This window comes from Angustibacter aerolatus (assembly GCF_054776675.1).
The window spans coordinates 1-20,170 of record NZ_BAAHBM010000064.1; the positions used below are offsets into that span (position 1 = coordinate 1).

Below are 20,170 nucleotides of genomic sequence, written 5' to 3' on the forward strand. Positions count from 1 at the left end.
CGGCGTCGTGCAGCGCCCGGGCCAGCTCGGCCGGCGCCGGTCGCCGCGCGGGGTCGGCGTCGACCGCGCGCTCGTCGACCGCGAGGAGGGCGGGCGAGACCGTCGGGACCAGCTCGGCCAGCGGACGGCGCAGGGGCGGGGCGGGCGGCGGCGCGCCGGTCAGCGCGAACCAGGCCATCGCACCCAGCCCGTACACGTCGGACGCCGGACCCGGGGCCTCGCCGGCGAGCACCACCGGGTCGACGTACCCGGCGGTGCCGAACACCTCCGGGCGGCGCAGCCCGGTCAGCCGCACGGTGCCGAGGTCGCTCAGCACCGGCCGCCCGTCGAGCCCCAGCAGCACGTTGCCCGGCGCGACGTCGCCGTGCTGGACCCCGACGTCGTGCAGGTCGTGCAGGGCCAGCGCCAGCGGCGACAGCACGTTGACCACCTCGCCCTCCAGCAGGTGACCGCGCGCCCGGACGACCGAGGCGAGGCTGCCGCCGTCGATGAGGTCGAGGAGCAGCGCCCAGCGCCCGTCGTCGAGCACGGCGACGTCGCGCAGCCCGACGACGTGCGGGTGCCGGACGGCTCGCAGCGCGGCCAGCTCGTGGCCTGCGGCCTCCCCGGGTCGCACCAGCTTCGCGGCCAGCGCCGGACCGCCGCTGCACGGCGTCGCGCGCCACACCGTGCCGCCCGCTCCGGCGCCGAGCGGGGAGCCGACCTCGTAGCCCGGGATCGCCGGTGGCTCGACCACCTGACCGACGCCGTCCGAGCACCAGCGGGTCTGCGCATCACCTGTCATGCGGCGACCATGACACGACCCGCCGACCGGGCCCGGAAGTTATCCACAGGCGGACCGCGCCCCGTCGTGCGGCGCCCTGCGGGCGGCGTTAGGTTCGCTGCGCACCGCACGTCCAGGCCGATCCGGGGAGGCGCACGTCGTGACCGTCCTGCCTGCCAGCGCCGACGTCGTGGTGGTCGGGGCGGGTCTCGCGGGGCTGACGGCGGCTGCGACGCTCACCGCGGCCGGCGTCGAGACGGTGCTGCTCGAGGCGTCGGACGAGGTCGGCGGGCGCGTCCGCACCGACGAGGTCGACGGCCTGCTGCTCGACCGCGGGTTCCAGCTGCTCAACCCCGCCTACCCCGCGGCCAGGCGGCTGCTCGACCTCGACGCCCTCGACCTGCAGTCGTTCGACGCCGGGGTCGTGGTGGCGCACGGCGGGCGGCGCTCGGTGCTGGCCGATCCCCTGCGGTCCCCGCGGTACGCCGCCCGGTCGCTGCGCGCGCCAGGCAGCCTGCGCGAGAAGCTGGCCTTCGCGCGATGGGCCGGGCTCGCAGCGGCTCGCCACGCAGACCGTCTGAAGGACGCGCCCGACGAGCCCTACGGCGCCACCCTGCGCCGCAACGGCATCGACGGTGCGCTGGCCCGCTCGGTGGTGCAGCCGTTCCTCGCCGGGGTGCTCGGCGAGGACGAGGGCGAGACGTCGCGGCGCTTCGTCGAGCTGGTCATCCGCAGCTTCGTCCGCGGCACGCCGGCCCTGCCCGCGCGCGGCGTGCGGGCCGTCCCCGAGCAGCTGCGCGACCGGTTGCCACCCGGTGTGCTCCACCTGGGCGTGCGCGCCGTGTCGGTGCGCGGCGGGGCCGTGGTGACCGATGCGGGCGTGGTGTCCGCACGCTGCGTCGTGGTGGCCGGCGACGCGGCGGCGGCGTCCGAGCTGACCGGCCTGCCGAGTGTCCCCACGCACGCGCTGACCACCTTCTACCACCTGGCCGAGCAGTCACCGGCCGGCCGGCTCGGCCGCCTGCTGCACCTCGACGGCGACCGGCGCGGGCCGGTGGTGAACACCGCCGTGGTCTCGGACGTGGCACCGACGTACGCCGCCGGCCGCGGCGCACTGGTGTCGAGCACGGTGCTGGGCGACCGCGACGAACCGGCCACGGAGCAGGTCGTACGGGCCCAGCTGCGGCTGGTGTACGGCGTCGACCCGCGTGGCTGGCAGCACGTGCGCACGGTGCGGGTGCCGAACGCGCTGCCGGCCATGCGACCCCCGCTCGCCATCCGGCAGGCGGTCGACCTCGGTGAGGGGCTCTTCGTGGCAGGCGATCATCGCGACACCGCGTCCGTGCAGGGTGCGCTCGTGTCCGGACGACGTGCGGCCCGTGCCGTGCTCGCGCACCTCGGGGTCGGCGCACCCGTGCGCGCGACGGCGACGACGACCCCGACGGGAGCAGCCGGATGACGGCGCAGGCGCCCACGATCCTCGCCACCTCGGGCGGGTACGCCTTCGGCCGGCGCTCGCGGCTGCGCCTCGGACCGCTGCTGCTGCACGCGGTCGAGCTGGCGCAGGTAGAGGGCCGGGCGGCCCGCGTGTGCTTCATCAGCACCGCAGGCGGTGACCAGCGCTCGTTCGCGGCCGAGGTCGACGAAGCCAGCCGCAACGCCGGTGTGCAGGTGTCGCACCTGCACCTGTTCACGATGCCGAACGTGCCCGACGTGCGGGCGCACCTGCTGGCGCAGGACGTGATCTGGGTCGGCGGCGGGTCGGTCGCCAACCTGCTCGCGGTCTGGCAGGTGCACGACCTCGGCGCCGCGCTGCGCGAGGCCTGGGAGGCCGGCGTGGTGCTGGCCGGGGTCTCCGCCGGGTCCATCTGCTGGTTCCGCGGCGGCACCACCGACTCCTTCGGACCCGACCTGCGTGCCGTGACGAACGGGCTGGCGCTGTTGCCGTACGGCAACGGCGTGCACTACGACAGCGAGGCGCAGCGGCGTCCGCTGGTGCACGAGCTGGTGCGGGCCGGCACCCTGCCCGAGACGCACTGCACCGATGACGGCGTCGGCATCCGGTACGAGGGCACCACGATGGTCGAGGCGGTGACCGAACAGCCCGGCAAGGGCGCGTACGTCGTCACCCTCGTCGACGGCGAGGTGGTCGAGGAGCGGATCGAGCCGCGGCTGCTGCCACCGCTGCCCGACGAGACGTGAGCTACAGCCGCACCACGGAGTGCTCGCGGTCGCTGACCCGCGCCGCGTCGAGCACGTCGAGCACGTGCACGGCATCGCTCGGCGCGACGGGCACCGGCCCGAGGCCGCGGACCGCAGCGGCCACCTCGCGGTAGAAGTCGGCGGGCTCGCCCGGGGCGGTGCGGGCCGGGCTGCGCTCGTCGCCGCGCACCACCCACCCGGTGTGCTCGTCGTCCGGCGACGCCAGGCCGGGGAACCCGGTGACCTCGCCCTCGAACTCGGTGACCACGTACGCCGCCTGCGAGCCGAGCACGCGGGTGCGCGGCCCGGGGGCGGCCGCGGTCGACAGCGCCCCCAGGTGGCTGCGGACGCCGGACTCGTGCAGCAGCGACAGGAACGCGTCGTCCTCGGCGGCGGTGGTGCGCGTGGCGAGCTCGGCGTGCACCTCGACGACCCGGCCGAGCAGCTGCACCGCGCCGTCGACCAGGTGGCTGTGCAGGTCGAGCAGCAACCCACCGCCCTCGACGGCGGTGGCCCGCTCGCGCCAGCGGTCCTTGGGCACGGGACGCCAGCGCTCCCAGCGCTTCTCGTAGCGCAGCACGTCGCCGAGCACGCCGTCGGCCAGCAGCTGCCGCAGCGTGCGGTGCTCGTCGTCGTAGCGGCGGTTCTGGAAGACGCACATCGGCACGCCGGCCTGCTCGGCGCGCTCGACCACGCGACGTCCGCCGACGGCGTCGACGGCCAGCGGCTTGTCGACCACGAACGGCGTGCCCGCGTCGATGCAGGCGAGCGCCTGGTCGACGTGCGCGCCGGTCGGGCTGGCCAGCACCACCAGCTCGACGCCCAGCTCGTCGCGGCGGGCGAGCACGGCGTCGAGGTCGTCGACCAGCGCCGGGCCGGGCAGGTCGGCGAGCGCCTGCTCCTGACGCTGCGGGTCGCGCGTGGCGACCACGCGGACGTCGAGGCCGGCGGCCTGCAGGAGCGGTTGGTGGAACGTCCGCCCGGCCATGCCGTACCCGACCAGTGCCACCCCGACCGCGCCCGTGTCCGCCACGGGCACAGCCTGTCAGAGGTGCTCGGGGTGGTGCTCCCCCGCCGTCGCCGCCTCGACCGGCGCCGGCTGCTCGACGGCGGGCACCCGGCTCAGCCGACCGGGCCACCAGGCGGCACGGCCCAGGTCGTGGGCGAGCGCCGGCACCAGCAGCGACCGCACGACGAGGGTGTCGAGCAGCACGCCGAACGCGACGATGAAGGCCACCTGCTGCAGGAAGAGGATCGGCACCGAGCCCAGCGCGCCGAACGTCGCCGACAGCACGACCCCGGCGCTGGTGATCACCCCGCCGGTGACCGCCAGGCCGACGAGCACGCCGGGCCGCGGCCCGCGGTGACCCGCCTCCTCGCGCACCCTGGTCATCAGGAAGATCGAGTAGTCGATGCCCAGCGCGACGAGGAAGACGAACGCGTAGAGCGGGATCGACGGGTCGCCGCCGGGGAAGCCGAACACGTGGTCGAACACCAGGGCGCTGACCCCGAGGGTCGCGGCGAACGACAGCACGTTGGCCAGCACCAGCAGCACCGGCGCGACCACGGCGCGCAGCAGCAGCATCAGCACGAGCAGGATCACCACGAGCACGGCCGGGACGATCACCCGGAGGTCGCGGTCGCTGGCGTCACGGACGTCGAGCTGCACGGCCGTCGGCCCCCCGACCAACACGTCCTGGCCGACGGCGTCGACGGCGGTGCGCAGCCGCTGCACGACCTCCTCGCCGGCGGTGCTGTCTGCGGCCGGCGCCAGCGTCGCCTCGAGCTGCACCTGCCCGTCGACGACCACCCGCGGCCGTAGCCGACCGCCGGTGCCGGGCGAAGAGGTGAAGGCCACCGAGCTGATGCCGGGCACCGCCTCCACGACGCGCTGCGCGTCGGCCGCGTCGGCCTCGGGCACGACGAGCAGGGCCGGGCTGCCGGAGCCGCCCGGGAAGTGCCGGGCCAGCACCTTGCTGCCGTCGACCGACTCGACGCGCCCGCGGAACACGTCGGTCTGGCTGATGCCGTCGGCCTGCAGGGTGGGCGCGAAGCAGGCCGCGCCCAGCAGCACCACGAGCACCGTCGTCCACACCAGGCGGGGGTGGCCGCCGACCAGCCGGGCGACCCGACCCCACAGGCCGCCACCGGACGCGACCTGGTCCTCCTGGTGCACGTGGTCGAGCCCCGGCACGCGGGGCCAGAACAGCCACCGGCCGGACGGCGCGCGGGCTGCCAGCCGCCCGAGCCGAGCGACCCGGCCGGTCGCTGCTGCCGCGTCGGCAGCGGGTGCCTGCAGCGCCCGGTGCCGCAGCGCGCCGAGCGCCACGACCGCCAGCACGACCAGGGCCGCCAGCACCGCACCGGCGACCGGTCCGAGCAGCACCGAACCCAGCGCGAACCCGACCCCGGCGGCGACCAGCCCCACGATCACGACCGGCCAGAGCAGCAGCACCGGCAGCAGGGTCAGCGCGGCCAGCAGCGCGCCGGTGATGCCGATGGCGCCGACCGGCCCGAGCCCGCGCGTCGAGCCGAGGCGGCTGAGCAGCAGGCAGAGCAGGCCGAGCACCACGGTGGCCGCGCTGGCGGCGATCGGCTCGACCGCCCGGCGCCAGGCGCGGCGCATGGCGACGTACTTGCTCTCGTGGTCGTGCAGCTCCTCGCGGTACCGCGACACGAGCAGCAGCGCGTAGTCGGTGGCGGCGCCGATCACCAGGATCGACAGGATCCCCTGGCTCTGGCCGTCGAGGTCGATGACGTCGTCGCGCGCCAGCCGGTAGATCACCGCGGCCGCCGCCGAGAGACCCATGATCGCCGTCAGCAGCGCGGCGAACGGCAGCACCGGGCTGCGGTAGACCAGCAGCAGGATGACGAAGACCGCGACCAGCGTGACGCCGAGCAGCTTCGTGTCGATGCCGGAGAACGCCGTCACGAAGTCGGCGGTCACCCCGCCCGGGCCGGTCACCCAGACCTGCAGGCCGGACCGCTCGAGCTGGGCATCGGCCGTGCGGATGGCGGTCGCGACGCCGAGCGCCACCGAGGAGCCGTCCGACAGCGAGTCGCCGGCACGGTCGCCGTCGGCCGACACCGGGACCAGGAGCGCCTTCCCGTCCTCGCTCGGCACCAGCGGAGCGGGCGCCGGCAGCAGGAACTCCCGCAGGTCGGGCTGCGCGCCGGCCGCGACGCCCTCGACCACGACCTTCCGGCTCGGCAGGCCCGAGACGAACGCCTGGACGGCGGTGCGGTCGGCGGCCGTGATGCCCGAGGCCCGCTCGACCACCACGAGGTACGGCAGCGCGTCGTCCTGGCTGAAGCGCTGCGACAGCCGCGACAGCTCGGTGGCCTCGGCGTCGCTCGGCAGGAAGTTCGCGTCGTCGTTCTCCTGCACCTGCGACAGCCGCCCGACGTCCGGGCCGCCCACGCCGCCGACGGCCAGCCAGGCCACCAGCAGCACGAGGAGCGCGGCCGAGCGCACCAGCCAGCGACGGGTGCCGGCCCGGCGCCGCCGACGCGCGGTGCGGGTGGGCGGCTCGGGCGTGGCGCGTGGCTCACCGCTCATCCGGTCAGCATGCCAGCGGCGTAGCGTGAGGGGCATGACCGCCCCGGCGCCCGCGGCGCAGCGCACGCTCGAGATCGTCCACGCCGGCTTCGTGCCGCAGCCGGTCGAGTACCTGGCCGGATGGCAGCTGCAGCGCGAGGTGCACGCCGACGTCGTGGCCGGTCGGCGCGCCGACACCGTGCTGCTGCTCGAGCACCCGCCGACGTACACCGCGGGCAAGCGCACCGAGCCGCAGGACCGCCCGGTCGACGGCACGCCGGTCGTCGAGGTCGACCGCGGCGGCAAGATCACCTGGCACGGCCCCGGCCAGCTCGTCGGCTACCCGATCCGCCGGCTGCCCGACCCGATGGACGTCGTGGCGTACGTGCGGCAGCTCGAGGGCGTGCTCATCGACGTGTGCGCCGACCTCGGCCTGGCCACCACCCGGGTCGAGGGCCGCAGCGGCGTCTGGGTGACCGGCGGCGGACCCGACCGCAAGGTCGCCGCCATCGGCATCCGCGTCTCGCAGGGCGTCACCATGCACGGCTTCTCGCTGAACTGCGACTGCGACCTGTCGTGGGGGCAGGCGATCGTGCCGTGCGGCATCCCCGACGCGGGCGTCACGTCGCTGAGTCGCGAGCTCGGCCGCGACGTCACGGTCGCCGAGGTGCTGCCGGGTGTCGAGCGTCACCTCCGCGCCGCGTTCTGAACCGACGTACGCTGGGCGGGTGACCATCGCACCCGAGGGCCGTCGGATGCTGCGCCTCGAGGCGCGCAACGCCGAGACGCCGATCGAGAAGAAGCCGTCCTGGATCAAGACCAAGGCGACGATGGGGCCGCAGTACAACGAGCTGCACGGTCTGGTGCGCCGCGAGGGCCTGCACACCGTGTGCCAGGAGGCCGGCTGCCCCAACATCTTCGAGTGCTGGGAGGACCGCGAGGCCACCTTCCTCATCGGTGGCGAGCAGTGCACCCGGCGCTGCGACTTCTGCCAGATCGACACCGGCAAGCCCGAGCCGCTCGACCGCGACGAGCCGCGCCGCGTCGCGGAGTCGGTGCAGGCGATGGGCCTGCGCTACGCGACGATCACCGGCGTCGCCCGCGACGACCTCGCGGACGGCGGCGCCTGGCTGTACGCCGAGACCATCCGCCAGGTGCACGCGCTGAACCCAGGCACCGGCGTCGAGATCCTGGTGCCCGACTTCAACGCGGTGCCCGAGCTCGTCGGTCAGGTGCTCGAGACGGCGCCCGAGGTGTTCGCGCACAACGTCGAGACGGTGCCGCGCATCTTCAAGCGCATCCGCCCGGCCTTCCGCTACGAGCGCTCGCTCGACGTCATCACCCAGGGCCGCGCCGCCGGCCTGGTCACCAAGTCGAACCTCATCCTGGGCATGGGCGAGACGATCGACGAGGTCGTCGAGGCGATGCGCGACCTGCACGAGGCCGGCTGCGACCTGCTGACGATCACGCAGTACCTGCGCCCCTCGAAGCGGCACCACCCCGTCGAGCGCTGGGTGAAGCCCGAGGAGTTCGTCGAGCTGTCCGACGAGGCCGAGCGCATGGGCTTCGCCGGCGTCATGGCCGGGCCGCTGGTGCGCTCGTCGTACCGCGCGGGTCGGCTCTACGTGCAGGCCGTGCAGCGTCGCGGCGGGCAGGTGCCGGCGCAGCTGGCGCACCTGGCGGAGGCGGCGCAGTCCCCCGCCCGCCAGGAGGCCGCCAGCCTGCTCGGCCGCTGATCGCTGGTCGGCCGACCGCCGGTCAGGACGTAGGATCGTCGACCGTGGCACGCTCCGACACCGACGCCCCGAAGAAGCAGCGCTTCGCCGGGCTGCGCCAGATCACGACCCTGTTCAAGCAGAGCCGCCAGCTCGACCCGAAGGTCCCCTGGTGGATGCTCGGGACGTTCGTGGTCGTGCTGGCCGTGTTCGCGGTGCTCGGGCAGGTCTTCGACCACCCGATCTACCTGACGGTCATCGGCGTCCCGTTCGCGCTGCTCGCCGCGGTCATCGTGATGGGCCGGCTGGCCGAGCGCGCCGCCTACCGCGGCATCGAGGGCCAGACCGGTGCCGCCGGCGCCGCGCTCGGTGCGCTGCGCCGCGGGTGGTTCCGCGACGAGCAGCCGGTGGCCGTCGAGGCGAGCCGCCCGCAGGACCCGACGTCCGCAGCGATGGTGTTCCGTGCCGTCGGTCGCCCGGGCGTCGTGCTGGTGTCCGAGGGCCCGATCGGCCGGGCGACGAAGCTCGTCGAGTCCGAGCGCAAGCGGGTGCAGCGGGTGCTGCCGAACGTCGCCGTGCACGTGGTGCGCGTCGGCACCGGCGAGGACGAGGTGCCGGTGCGCAAGCTCACCGGCAAGCTGAACCGCATGCGCCCCACCCTCAGCAAGGCCGAGGTGGTCGCGGTGCACAAGCGGCTGCGCGCGCTCGGCGCCCAGCGGCTGCCGGTGCCCAAGGGCATCGACCCGATGCGAGCCCGGCCCGACCGCCGCGGGATGCGCGGGCGCTGACCCCGACGCGACACCGGTCAGGTGCGGCGCAGCACCGTGCCCGACCAGCGGTCGTGCAGCCCGCGCTGGTCGCGGTCCCAGATCAGCGCCGGCACGGCGAGCGACAGCAGCACCGCGCGCAGCAGCGCGAGGCCGAAGCCCGGGCGCTCGCCGTCGACCCGCACCACCTGCATGCCCAGCAGCCGGTGGCCGACGCCGGCTCCCACCAGCCCGACGAGCAGCGTCTGCTCGAGCGCGAAGACGCCCAGCGTGGCCCACTGGTCGCGGTCGAAGAGCAGCGTGGAGAGGGCCAGCGCGATGGCCCAGTCGACGCACAGCGCGATCAGGCGGCGCCCGACGCCGGCCACGGAGCCGCGCCCCTCCGCCGGGAGGCCGAGCCGTCGTCCGGGGAAGTCGTCCGGGTCGCGGGTGACCGATCCGGGTCCCTGCAACCACGAGCCGACGGTTCGACGCGCCATGCGGCTAGCGTAGGCGCTCACGACGTCCGAGCCGTCACCTGCTGGTCACGTGCCGGGCGTCTCGTAACGTGCCCGAAACGATCGAGCAACCACGGAGCAACCGGCCGTCCCTAGATTCCCGGGGACGGAGCGCGGGCTCCGGCCACGAGGAGGATGGATGTTCAGCAACGCCGAAGAGGTCATGCAGTTCATCAGGGACGAGGACGTGAAGTTCGTCGACGTCCGATTCTGCGACCTGCCGGGCGTCATGCAGCACTTCAACGTCCCCGCGGCGAGCGTCGACGCGAGCTTCTTCACCGACGGCCAGATGTTCGACGGGTCCTCGATCCGCGGCTTCCAGGCGATCCACGAGTCGGACATGAAGCTCATCCCCGACGTGCACACCGCCTACGTCGACCCCTTCCGGGTCGAGAAGACGCTGAACGTCAACTTCTCGATCGTCGACCCGTACACCGACGAGCCGTACAGCCGCGACCCGCGCCAGGTCGCGGCGAAGGCAGAGGCGTACCTGAAGTCGACCGGCATCGCCGACACCGCGTTCTTCGCCCCCGAGGCCGAGTTCTACATCTTCGACGACGTGCGCTTCGAGACGAAGCAGAACGCCGGCTACTACTTCATCGACTCCATCGAGGGCGCCTGGAACACCGGCCGCGTCGAGGAGGGTGGCAACCTCGGCCACAAGACGCCGTACAAGGGCGGGTACTTCCCCGTCGCGCCGGTCGACCACTACAGCGACCTGCGCGACCAGATGGTCGTGCAGCTCGACGCCCTCGGCCTGCAGGTCGAGCGCTCGCACCACGAGGTGGGCACCGCCGGTCAGGCCGAGATCAACTACCGCTTCGACGAGCTCGCGGTGTCGGCCGACAAGGTCATGCTCTTCAAGTACGTCATCAAGAACGTGGCGCACCAGCACGGCAAGACCGTCACCTTCATGCCGAAGCCGCTGTTCGGTGACAACGGTTCGGGCATGCACTGCCACCAGTCGCTCTGGAAGGACGGCGAGCCGCTCTTCTACGACGAGCGCGGCTACGGCGGCCTGTCCGACGTCGCGCGCTGGTACATCGGCGGCCTCCTGAAGCACGCGCCGTCGCTGCTCGCCTTCACCAACCCGACGGTGAACAGCTACCACCGCCTGGTGCCCGGCTACGAGGCCCCCGTCAACCTGGTCTACTCCGCGCGCAACCGCTCCGCCTGCGTGCGGATCCCGGTCACCGGCTCGAACCCGAAGGCCAAGCGCATCGAGTTCCGCGTGCCCGACCCGTCGAGCAACCCCTACCTGGCGTTCTCGGCGATGCTGATGGCCGGCATCGACGGCATCCGCAACAAGATCGAGCCGCCGGACCCGATCGACAAGGACCTGTACGAGCTGCCGCCGGAGGAGCACGCCTCCATCCAGCAGGTGCCCGGCACGCTCGCCGAGGTGCTCGACGCGCTCGAGGCCGACCACGAGTACCTCACCGAGGGCAACGTGTTCACGCCCGACCTCATCGAGACGTGGATCGAGTACAAGCGCACCAACGAGGTCGACCCGATCCGCCTGCGCCCGCACCCCCACGAGTTCGAGCTGTACTACGACATCTGATCGGTCGAGCACCGACGCGACGACGGCCGCCCCGCAGCACCTGCTGCGGGGCGGCCGTCGTGCGTGGCGGGTCGGACGGGTCAGTCGAGGCCGAGCAACCGGGCCAGGTTGCCGCCGCAGACGAGCTCCTTGGCGTCGGCGGAGCCGCAGGCGCGGTCCATCTTCTCGAACTCGAACACGTAGTCGACGAACGGCGAGTCGGTGCCCCAGATCACCTTCTCCGGCCCCAGCTGCCTGACCGAGAGCGACACCTCGAACACCGGCACGCGAGCCGTCTCGAGGTAGAGGTTCGGGGTGTCGGCCGCGACCTCCATCGCCTGGTCGTGCGACCAGAACGTGCCGCTGTGGGCCATCATGAACGGCACCTCGGGGTAGGCGGCGCAGATGCGGGCGAACTCCGGCGGGGCGTTGTAGAGGTCGGACGCGCCGTGGCAGATGACGACGAGCCCGCGCTCCCGGACGGCGTCCAGCAGCGGCCCGACCAGCTCGAGGTCGCTCAGGTGGTAGCCGTGGATCGTCGGGTGCAGCTTCAGGCCGCGGGCACCGGCGTCGGCGCGCTGGTGCAGCTCGTCGATCGCGGCCTGGCCGGTCCACGGGTTCAGCGCGAGGTACGGGATCAGCCGGTCGGGGTGCGGGCCGGCCGCGTCGTCGACGGCGGTGTTGTCGACGACGCCCTCGACGAACGGGAAGACGCAGGCCCGGTCGACGCCGGCCTCGTCCATCTTGGCGACGAGCTCGTCACCGGTCTGGCTGGCGCCGTGCCGGACGCCGACGTGGTTGTGGGCGTCGATCACGAGGGACATGCGGTGACCTCCAAGGGGTTCAGCGGGTGCCGCGACGGCGCAGGACGCCGAGCGCGAGGGCGAGCAGGATGAGGGCACCGTTCAGGCCGTAGCGCCAGGGTGCACCGAGGCCGAGCAGCACGAGGCCGTTGGCGAGCGCGCTGACGAACAGCGCACCGACGACGGTCCAGAGCACGCTGATCCGGCCGCGGGGGGACGCGGTCGCACCGAGGTACACGGCGGTGAACGCGTCGAGCAGGAACGGCTGGGCCGAGCCGGGCACGGCCAGGCCGGTGCGGGCGGTGAGCATCAGCCCGCCGAGCGCGGCGAGCAGGCCCGACACCACGAAGCCCGAGGCGAAGACGCCGCGCACCGGGGTGCCCGACAGCCGGGCGGCGCGGGTGCTGGCGTCGACGAGCTGCTGCCGGCGACCCCACACGGTGCGGGTCGTGGCGAACCAGGCGGCGGCCACGACCACGACGGCCAGCAGCACCAGCAGCCGCACCGGTCCCCACGAGTCCGACCCGAGCACCAGCACCGGCTTCACGAGCTCGATGGGCGCGGTGAACAGCTGCTGCGGCGTGCCGCTGTCCGACACGACGAGCGCGACGGCGGTCACCAGCAAGTTCGTGCCGAGCGTCGCCACGATCGCCGGCAGCCCGACGTACGCCGAGAGCGCGCCGTTCACGAGCCCGACGAGCAGGCCGATGGCGAGCGCTGCCAGCACCGCGGCCGTGGTGCCGTGCCCGTCGAGCAGGGCCTTCGCGGCGAGGTAGCCGGCGAGGTCGGCCGTAGCCGCGATCGACAGGTCGAGGCCGCGCATCGCCATGAGCACGCTGAGCCCGACCGCCATCACGACGAGCACCGTCGCGTCGACCGCGACCGCGGAGAGGTTGTCGAGGCGCAGGAACAGCGGTCGCGCGACGGCGACGGCGGCCAGCACGACGACCATGCCGGCGAGGGTGGCGAACGGGCGCACGGCGTCCGTCCGCGAGCGGGACGCCGCGGACGACGCGGCGGGGCGGGTGGGGGTCGCGGTGGCCATCAGAAGATCACCACCTGTCCGACGGCGCGGCGCCGGGCGACCGACACCACCACCGCCAGCAGCAGCACGACGCCCTGCACGCCGCCGAGCCACTCGTCGGAGAGCCCGTTCGCGATCAACCCGGCCGCCACGGCGGTGACGAAGAGCGAGCCCAGCGCCGCCGTCGCGGGGTCGAAGAGGAACGTGCGGGTGAGCGCCGACCCGAGGAACGCGGCCGCCAGCGCCGAGACCAGCAGGTCGAGCGAGGCGTCGCGCGCCGTGGCGCCACCGGCGTAGGACGCCAGCAGCACGCCGGCGAGCCCGCTGAGGGTGCCGCTGAGCGTCAGCGCCGAGAGGGTGCCGGCGCCGGTGCGCACGCCGCGCAGCCTGGCGGCCGCCGGGTCGTCGCCCGCGGCCCGCAGGCGCAGGCCCGGTGCCGTGCGCCGCCACAGCACGGTGACGACGGCGACGACCACGAGCACGGTGACGGCGATGCCCGGCACCGGCCCGACGAAGCCCTGACCGAGCAGCAGGAAGCCGGAGCCCGCGGGTGCACCGACCGCGAGGCCGCCGTTCACGCCGAGCGTGACGCCGACCAGCAGGAAGAGCATGCCGAGCGTCGCCACGAACGACGGCACCCGCAGCAGCACGGTCAGGCCGCCGTTCACCACCCCCACCAGCGCACCGAGCGCCACGCCGACGAGCAGCGCGACGACGGCGGGCGCACCGGCCGCGACGACGGACGCCGAGACGGTCGCGGTCAGCGAGGCGACGGCCCCGACCGAGAGGTCGAAGGCCCCGGCACCGAGCGCGACGGCGAGTGCGGTGGCGAGCAGCGCCGGCGTGCCGGCCTGGCGCAGCACGTCCCAGAAGCCGCTCGAGAGCAGGAAGCCAGGCGTGCGGGCCACGAGCAGCGCCACGACGACGAGCATCGCGAGCCCCACGGCGGCCTGGCGGGTGCGCGCGGCGCGACGGCTGCGGGCACCGGCGTCGGAGGCGGCGGCCGGCGCGGTGGGTGCCGCCGCCACCTCCGCCGCGGTCTGGTCGGTCGCCGCAGCGAGCGCGGTCAACCGTTCCTCGTCGAGGTTGTCACCGCGCACCTCGTCGACCACGACGCCGTCGCGGACGACGAGCACCCGGTCGCAGACGCCGGCGAGCTCGGCGAAGTCGGACGACACGACGAGCACGCCCGCTCCCCCGGCGGCCAGCGTGCCGAGCTGCCGGTAGATCTCGACCTTGGACGCGACGTCGACGCCGGCGGTGGGCTCGTCGACGAGATACACCCGGCCGCCGCGGGCCAGCCAGCGCCCGACGACGACCTTCTGCTGGTTGCCACCGGACAACGTGGCGACGTCCTGCTCGACCGAGCCGGTCACGACGCCGAGCCGCTGCACCAGCTCCTCGGCGACGACCCGCTCACGCCGCCGCGACAGCACGCCGCCGCGTCGGTGGGCCGGCAGGCTGGCGGCCGTCACGTTGGCGCGCACCGACAGGCCCGGGAACAGCGCCTCGGTGCGGCGCTCCTCGGGCACCAGCGCGAAGCCCGCGCGGGCGGCCGACGCCGGGGTCGAGGCGGACGCCGGGGCGCCGTCGACCTCGACCGTGCCGGTGGAGCGGTGGTCGCCGAACAGCGCCAGCAGCGTCTCGCTCGCTCCGGAGCCGACGAGCCCGGCCAGGCCGACGACCTCGCCGGCCCGCACCTCCAGGTCGACGCCGCGCACGAGGTCGCCCGAGCGCAGGCCGCGCACCCGCAGCACCTCGGCGCCCGGCTCGCGGGCGACGTCCGGGTAGAGCGCCTCGACGTCGCGGCCGACCATCGCGGTCACCAGCGCGTCGGTCGAGAGCCCGCCGGTGGTCTCGAGGCTCGTGCGGTGGCCGTCGCGCAGCACGGTGACGCGGTCGGCGAGGCGGGTGATCTCGCCCAGCCGGTGGCTGATGTAGAGCACGGCGACGCCGTCGTCGCGGGCGCTGCGGATGGCCTGGAAGACCGGCTCCGCCTCGGCCGCGGCCAGCGCGGCGGTCGGCTCGTCGAGCACCAGCACCCGCGGGCGCTGCGCGAGGGCGCCGGCGATGGTGACCTGCACGCGCTGCGTGGGCGTGAGGTCGTCGACGACGTCGTCCGGCCCGCAGGTCGCACCGAGCCGGCGCAGGACGTCGCGGGCGGCGGCGGACGCGCCGGCCCGGTCGAGCAGCACCCCGCCCTGCAGCCGCTCGCGGCCGAGGAACATGTTGTCGGCGACGGTGAGGTGCGTGGCGAGCGGCTGGTCCTGGTGGACGATCTCGATGCCGAGCGCCCTGGCGTCCTGCGGGCCGCCGAGCTGCACGGCCTCGCCGTGCACCTCGATGTGCCCGCCGCTCAACGGGTTCACGCCGGTGAGGGCCTTCACGAGCGTCGACTTGCCGGCGCCGTTCTGCCCCACGAGGGCGTGCACCTCCCCCGCGTGCAGCTCGAGATCGACGTCGTGCAGCACGGTGGTGCGGCCGAAGGTCACGGAGACGCCGCGCGCGGCGGCGACGACCTCACGAGGCTGCGCCGGTGCGACGCCCTCGTCGGTGACGGTGGTGGTCATCTGGTGCGTCCCTTCACCCTCGCGGCGAGACCGGCTGCATGACGGTCACGTCCTGGTCCTGCGGCCAGTCGCGGGCCACCTGCTGCGGGTCGAGCTTGATCTGCGACCAGACACCCTTGCCGTACCGCATCTCCGCGGCCTCGATCCCGTTGTGCCGCGTCGCGATCCAGGCCGTCGTGAACACGTTCGGCGCGACCTGCTTACCGGCGCGGGCGTCGAGCGCGGCCTGCGCGGCGAGCTGCCCGATGCGCTGGGCGTTCTGCACGACGGTGGCCACGAAGGGGCTGTTCGGCGCGTACAGCATCGAGAACGTGGCGCGGTCGCCGTCGATGCTGGCCACCTTGATCTCGGGTCGGTCGGCCTGCTGGATCGCCTGCACCGCACCGGAGGTCATCTGGTCGTAGGCGCCCCACACGCCTGCGACCGAGCCCTTCTCGGGGTGCGCCGTGAGCACGGCCTGCATCTGCGACTGCACGCGGGCCGGGCTGAAGTCGGACGGCTGCAGGTGCAGCTTCACCGCGGGGTAGTCGGCGACGACCGCCTTCAGCACCCGCAGCCGCGTCTCGAGCAGCGGCGCGCCGGGCACCCAGAACGCGTACAGGTCGCCGCGGTACGACATCGAGTCGAGCAGCGAGCGGGTCATCATCTCCGACATCAGGTGCTCGTCGCCGCCGACGTCGGTCACCGCGCCCGGGACGGTCGACCCGACGCCGCACGTCACGACCACGACACCGCGGCTGCGGGCCTGCTGCACGACCGGCGCCAGCTGGGCCGGGTCGCCGAGCTCGATCACCAGCACGTTGGTGCCGGCGTTCAGCAGGGTCTGGATGTTGTTCAGGTGCTTGGTGGCGTCACCGCCGGCGTTCGTGACGGTGACCGTCGCGCCCTCGGCGCGAAAGGTCTGCTCGGCGCCGGCGATGATGTCGCGGTTGTAGTCGTTGACGATCTCGCGCGAGGCGATGCCGACCTTCAGGGGTCCGGCGGCGAACGACGGCTTCGTCGTGGGCGTCGCACCGGACGACGGCGAGCCGCTGGTCGCGTCGGTGACCGGACCCTGCAGCGCGCACGCGCTGAGCAGCGCGGTCAGCGCCGCGGCGAGCAGCACGAGCAGCGCGGGACGCCGCAGCCGACGGGTGGGGTGGCGCATCATGCCTCCGTGGGGTGAAGGCCCGCGCGCTCGACGAGCGCGAGGGCCGTGGGGGTGTCGGTGACGACCGCGTTGGCCAGCCGTCCGCGCAGCGCGGCGGCCAGCGGCTCGACCCGCTCGGGGCCGGCGGCGATCGCGATGCGGAGCGGCCGGGCGGCGATCTGCTCCAGGCGGGCGCCGATGGTGCGCTCGGCGAGGTCGCCGTCGACGGGCGCGCCGTCGGCGTCGAAGAACCGACCGCACACGTCGCCGACGGCGCCTGCCGCGCGCAGCCCGGCGAGCTCGGCCTCGTCGAGGTAGCCGTTGACGAACAGCGGCGTGGTGGTCGTGACGTGCCCGACGCCGAAGACGCAGACGTCGGCCCGGTCGACCGCGGCGATGGTGTCGGCGATGCTGCGGTCGGCCCGCAGGCTGCTGGCGGTGGCGGCGCTGTCGACGTACAGCGGCGCGGCGACCAGCAGGTCGTTCGCGTCGAGGGCGTCGGCGACGGCCGCGACGGTGCGCATCGGGTTGACCCGCGTCGGGTCGCTCGGCGCCGCCCCGGCCATCTGCACCACGGTGAGGTCGGCCGCGGCGGGCGCCGCCCGGCGCGAGGTCCGCAGCACCTCGGCGGTGCGGCCGATCCACTCGCTCGGGTTGCCGCCCCACCCGAGACCGAGCACGGCGCCGTCGTGCAGCCGCCGCCCCAGCAGGTCGGCGACGCCCTTGCCGAGGTCGACGCGGCCGGCGGCGTTGACGTCGGCGGGGTCGACCACCACCACCTCGGCGAGCCCGTAGGCGTTCTCGAGGGCCAGCTCGGCGCCGACCTGGCGGGTGAGGTCGCTGACCACCTCGATGCGCACGATGCCCTCGGCGCGCGCCTGGGCCACCAACCGGCCGGCGGTCGCGCGGCTCACGCCCAGGTGCCGGGCGATGTCCTGCTGGGTGCCGCCCTCGACGTAGTACATGACCGCAGCACGCACCAGCAGTCGTTGCTTCGCCACGTCGTCGGGCACGGCCTGCACTCCTCGTTGAGCATCTGCTCACGTGTTGAGCGGATGCGCATGACGCTATGCCGGAGTCGGCCGACGGTCAAGCGACGCACAGGAAACGGGCGGCGGCGAGCGCGACGACCGCGTACCGTCCGAGCGATCCGAGGAGGTGGCGTGACGGGACCGGCGAGCTGGACCGACCCCGCGTGGCTGGACGACGTGCGGCGGTGGGCGCTGCGGCAGCTGGCCGCACTCGGCGCCGAGCCCACCGGCCCGATCACGCAGCCGCACGTGCGCACCTGGGCGACCACCCTGCGCATCCCGACGACGGCCGGGGTGTTCTGGTGCAAGGCGAACGGCCCCGCGCAGGCGTTCGAGGGCAGGCTGCTGCAGGTGCTGCACCGGCTCGCGCCGGACGAGGTCGCCGAGCCGGTGGCGGTCGACCACGACCGCCACCTGGTGCTGCTGCCGGACGCCGGTGAGCGGCTGCGCGAGCGCGTGCCCGGGCTGCCGCAGCTCGAGGTCTGGCGCGACCTGCTCCCCCGGTACGCCGAGCTGCAGCTCGCCGTGGCCCCGCACGTCGACGCCCTGCTCGACGCCGGGACGCCGGACCTGCGCCCCGCGCGGCTGCCCGGCCTGCTGCGCGAGCTGGCCGACGAGCGCGTCACGCTGTGCGAGAGCGGCGAGGAGCAGCTCGGCGCGGCCGAGCACGCCGAGCTGCTGCGGCGGTTGCCGGAGTTCGAGCGGCTGTGCGACGAGGTCGCGGCCCTCGGGGTGCCCGACGCCGTGCAGCACGACGACCTGCACGACGGCAACGTCTTCGTGCGCGACGGCCGGGCCCGGGCGATCGACTGGGGCGACGCCTGCGTCAGCCAGCCGTTCCACACCCTCGTCGTGACGCTGCGCGCGCTGGCGCACGCGCTCGACCTGCCGCCCGGTGACGGGCGGCTGCTGGCGCTGCGCGACGCCTACCTCGAGCCGTTCGCCGCGTACGGCACGCCGCGCGAGCTGCGGGCCGCCGTCGAGCTGACCCGCGGCACCGGCGCGGTGCAGCGGGCGCTGGCCTGGTGGGCGCTGGTGCGCGCCGCGCCCCCGGTCGACGCCGCCGACTTCGCCGACTCGGTGCCCTACGGCGTCCGGCGGTGGCTGCGGGACGACCCCTACGGCGCCTGGCGGTAGCCCCGGCCCAACCGGCTCAGCCGGCTCAGCCGGCTCAGCCGTCCCGGCGGCTGCCGGTGCGCCCGCGGGCCTTGAGCCGCACCGACGGCATCGCCGGTGCGGGCAGCGGCGGCTCACCACCCGGCACCACGCCGAACCGCGCCGCGCCGGCGGCCCAGTCGGCGCGGGCCGCGGCGATCTCGTCGTGGGTGCGGGCGACGAAGTTCCACCACATCACCAGGTCGGCCTCGAACGGCGCGCCGCCCAGCAGGAACACCCGCGCCGGTCCGGCGGCCACGAGCACCACGCGGTCGCACCCCGGCTCGAGCACGAGCAGCGCGCCGCACGCGACGTCCTGCCCGTCGACGGCCGTCGCACCCTCGAGCGCGAGCAGCGCGTGCTCGAAGGCGGGGTCGACCGGCAGCTCGTGCCGCCCGGCCGCGAGGCGCAGCTCGGCACCGACCAGCGGGGTGTGCACGGTCGCCGGAGAGCGCACGCCGAGCAGCTCGCCGACGACGACGGTCGCCTGCACGCCGTCGTGCTCGGCGGTCGGCAGGTCGGCGTGGTGCTCGAACGCGGCGGCGCCGTCGCGGGCGCCGTCGGGCAGCGCGATCCACAGCTGCAGGCCGTGCATGCGCGGTGGGCGGTCGGTCGGCGAGTGCTCGGAGTGCGCGATGCCGCGGCCCGCCGTCATGAGGTTCAGCTCGCCGGGGCGCACCAGCTGGTCGCTGCCGAGGCTGTCGCGGTGGTGCACCGCGCCCTCCAGCAGCCAGGTGACCGTCTGCAGGCCGGTGTGCGGGTGCGGCGCGATGTCCATGCCCGGCCCGCCGGCGACGTCGTCGTCGAAGTGGTCGACGAAGCACCAGGCGCCGACCATCCGCCGCTCGCGGTGCGGCAGCAGGCGCCGGACGGTGGTGTGGCGGGCGATCGGCACGTCGTGCCCGGGCAGCAGCACGCTGGTCGGCTGGGTCACGACGCCATCCTGCCCCGGCGCGGGAGCCCGGGGGTCACACCAGGCGCAGCGAGCGGGCGCTGGCGTGCGAGGAGGCGAGGACGGCGTCGCGCAGCCCGCCGCTCGGGAGCGTCACCGGCTCGTCCCGACGGTGCACGAGCGCGAGCAGCAGCACGTCGGCGCCGGACGCGTTCGCCGGGTTCGTGGCACCGAGGTCGACGTCGAACGCGACCGCGACCGGTGCGCCGGCCGCGACCGCGGTGGCCGGACGGCGGGCCGGGCGCGCGGCGTCGGCGAACGTCCAGCCGGCGGTCGGCACGTACCCGGGCAGCGCGCCGGGGGCGGCACCGGCGCCGGTGTCGGCCGGCAGCGCGTCGAGCGCCGCTGCGAGCCCGGTGAGGTCCGGTGCCGGGGTCGCGGCCCAGGTCGTGGGGTCGGCCGGCAGCGGTCGGCGGAGCAGCACCACGGCGGTGTCGGGGCCGGCCGCCGGAGCCAGGCCGCGGTGGTGCAGCAGCACGTC

General features: G+C 74.7%; 17 protein-coding genes and 1 pseudogene. 7 read left to right on the plus strand and 11 right to left on the minus strand.

Translation table 11 applies throughout. The features are described from left to right. The coding region (locus tag ACYVI6_RS13770; RefSeq protein WP_460446919.1) for a serine/threonine-protein kinase at window positions 1–784 on the minus strand (784 nt) is incomplete at its 3' end. Window positions 785–923: 139 nt separating this feature from the next. Here ACYVI6_RS13770 and ACYVI6_RS13775 point away from each other — a divergent pair. Together ACYVI6_RS13775 and ACYVI6_RS13780 are read left to right on the plus strand one after the other, a co-directional pair. After that, window positions 924–2,222: an FAD-dependent oxidoreductase gene (locus tag ACYVI6_RS13775; protein ID WP_460446920.1), complete on the plus strand. Its 1,299-nt coding sequence runs from the start codon at window positions 924–926 to the stop codon at window positions 2,220–2,222. Next, window positions 2,219–2,965, plus strand: coding sequence for a Type 1 glutamine amidotransferase-like domain-containing protein (locus tag ACYVI6_RS13780; protein WP_460446921.1), 747 nt, complete (start codon window positions 2,219–2,221; stop codon window positions 2,963–2,965). The genes ACYVI6_RS13775 and ACYVI6_RS13780 overlap by 4 nt, the downstream gene beginning before the upstream one ends. A gap of 1 nt (window position 2,966) precedes the next feature. On the opposite strand, the gene ACYVI6_RS13785 is transcribed toward ACYVI6_RS13780, so the two are convergent. Continuing rightward, entirely contained in the window at window positions 2,967–3,998 is a 1,032-nt protein-coding gene (locus ACYVI6_RS13785) for a Gfo/Idh/MocA family protein (RefSeq protein ID WP_460446922.1), read from the minus strand. A 12-nt stretch (window positions 3,999–4,010) separates the two neighbouring features. Next, entirely contained in the window at window positions 4,011–6,524 is a 2,514-nt protein-coding gene (locus ACYVI6_RS13790) for an MMPL family transporter (RefSeq protein WP_460446923.1), read from the minus strand. A gap of 34 nt (window positions 6,525–6,558) precedes the next feature. Between ACYVI6_RS13790 and lipB the strand changes: the two genes are divergently transcribed. The 3 genes from lipB to ACYVI6_RS13805 are packed head-to-tail and all read left to right on the plus strand — an operon-like array spanning window position 6,559 to window position 9,006. Further along, entirely contained in the window at window positions 6,559–7,212 is a 654-nt protein-coding gene (gene lipB, locus ACYVI6_RS13795) for a lipoyl(octanoyl) transferase LipB (protein WP_460446924.1), read from the plus strand. 19 nt (window positions 7,213–7,231) lie between these two features. Next, the gene (gene lipA, locus ACYVI6_RS13800; protein WP_460446925.1) at window positions 7,232–8,239 is read left to right on the plus strand and encodes a lipoyl synthase; all 1,008 of its coding nucleotides are present in this window, start codon (window positions 7,232–7,234) and stop codon (window positions 8,237–8,239) included. 44 nt (window positions 8,240–8,283) lie between these two features. Next, window positions 8,284–9,006 (plus strand): DUF4191 domain-containing protein, encoded by a 723-nt coding sequence (locus tag ACYVI6_RS13805; protein WP_460446926.1) that lies wholly within the window; start codon window positions 8,284–8,286, stop codon window positions 9,004–9,006. 17 nt (window positions 9,007–9,023) lie between these two features. On the opposite strand, the gene ACYVI6_RS13810 is transcribed toward ACYVI6_RS13805, so the two are convergent. Next, window positions 9,024–9,464, minus strand: a complete 441-nt coding sequence (locus ACYVI6_RS13810; RefSeq protein WP_284290546.1) for an RDD family protein — start codon at window positions 9,462–9,464, stop codon at window positions 9,024–9,026. A 157-nt stretch (window positions 9,465–9,621) separates the two neighbouring features. Between ACYVI6_RS13810 and glnA the strand changes: the two genes are divergently transcribed. Next, complete coding sequence (glnA, locus tag ACYVI6_RS13815) at window positions 9,622–11,046, plus strand: type I glutamate--ammonia ligase (RefSeq protein ID WP_460446927.1); 1,425 nt, start codon at window positions 9,622–9,624, stop codon at window positions 11,044–11,046. A gap of 80 nt (window positions 11,047–11,126) precedes the next feature. Here the strand turns inward: glnA and ACYVI6_RS13820 are convergent, their stop codons facing one another. From ACYVI6_RS13820 to ACYVI6_RS13840, 5 genes are read right to left on the minus strand one after another with little or no spacing between them, the layout of a single operon-like run. After that, the gene (locus tag ACYVI6_RS13820; protein WP_460446928.1) at window positions 11,127–11,849 is read right to left on the minus strand and encodes an amidohydrolase family protein; all 723 of its coding nucleotides are present in this window, start codon (window positions 11,847–11,849) and stop codon (window positions 11,127–11,129) included. A 19-nt stretch (window positions 11,850–11,868) separates the two neighbouring features. Next, window positions 11,869–12,873: an ABC transporter permease gene (locus ACYVI6_RS13825; protein ID WP_460446929.1), complete on the minus strand. Its 1,005-nt coding sequence runs from the start codon at window positions 12,871–12,873 to the stop codon at window positions 11,869–11,871. Further along, on the minus strand, window positions 12,873–15,422 hold the full coding sequence (locus ACYVI6_RS13830) for an ATP-binding cassette domain-containing protein (protein WP_460446930.1): 2,550 nt from the start codon (window positions 15,420–15,422) through the stop codon (window positions 12,873–12,875). The genes ACYVI6_RS13825 and ACYVI6_RS13830 overlap by 1 nt, the downstream gene beginning before the upstream one ends. Window positions 15,423–15,435: 13 nt before the next feature. Then, window positions 15,436–16,569 (minus strand): sugar ABC transporter substrate-binding protein, encoded by a 1,134-nt coding sequence (locus ACYVI6_RS13835; protein ID WP_460446931.1) that lies wholly within the window; start codon window positions 16,567–16,569, stop codon window positions 15,436–15,438. Continuing rightward, window positions 16,569–17,564: a sugar-binding transcriptional regulator gene (locus tag ACYVI6_RS13840; protein WP_460446932.1), complete on the minus strand. Its 996-nt coding sequence runs from the start codon at window positions 17,562–17,564 to the stop codon at window positions 16,569–16,571. Before ACYVI6_RS13840 ends, ACYVI6_RS13835 begins: the two co-directional genes overlap by 1 nt. A 150-nt stretch (window positions 17,565–17,714) precedes the next feature. Here ACYVI6_RS13840 and ACYVI6_RS13845 point away from each other — a divergent pair, with 150 nt between their 5' ends. Further along, window positions 17,715–18,719, plus strand: a complete 1,005-nt coding sequence (locus ACYVI6_RS13845; RefSeq protein WP_460446933.1) for an aminoglycoside phosphotransferase family protein — start codon at window positions 17,715–17,717, stop codon at window positions 18,717–18,719. A gap of 34 nt (window positions 18,720–18,753) precedes the next feature. Here the strand turns inward: ACYVI6_RS13845 and ACYVI6_RS13850 are convergent, their stop codons facing one another. Both ACYVI6_RS13850 and ACYVI6_RS13855 read right to left on the minus strand, forming a co-directional pair. Next, window positions 18,754–19,671, minus strand: a complete 918-nt coding sequence (locus ACYVI6_RS13850; RefSeq protein ID WP_460446934.1) for a pirin family protein — start codon at window positions 19,669–19,671, stop codon at window positions 18,754–18,756. A 34-nt stretch (window positions 19,672–19,705) separates the two neighbouring features. Next, window positions 19,706–20,170: pseudogene (locus tag ACYVI6_RS13855) on the minus strand (hypothetical protein); the annotation flags it as partial.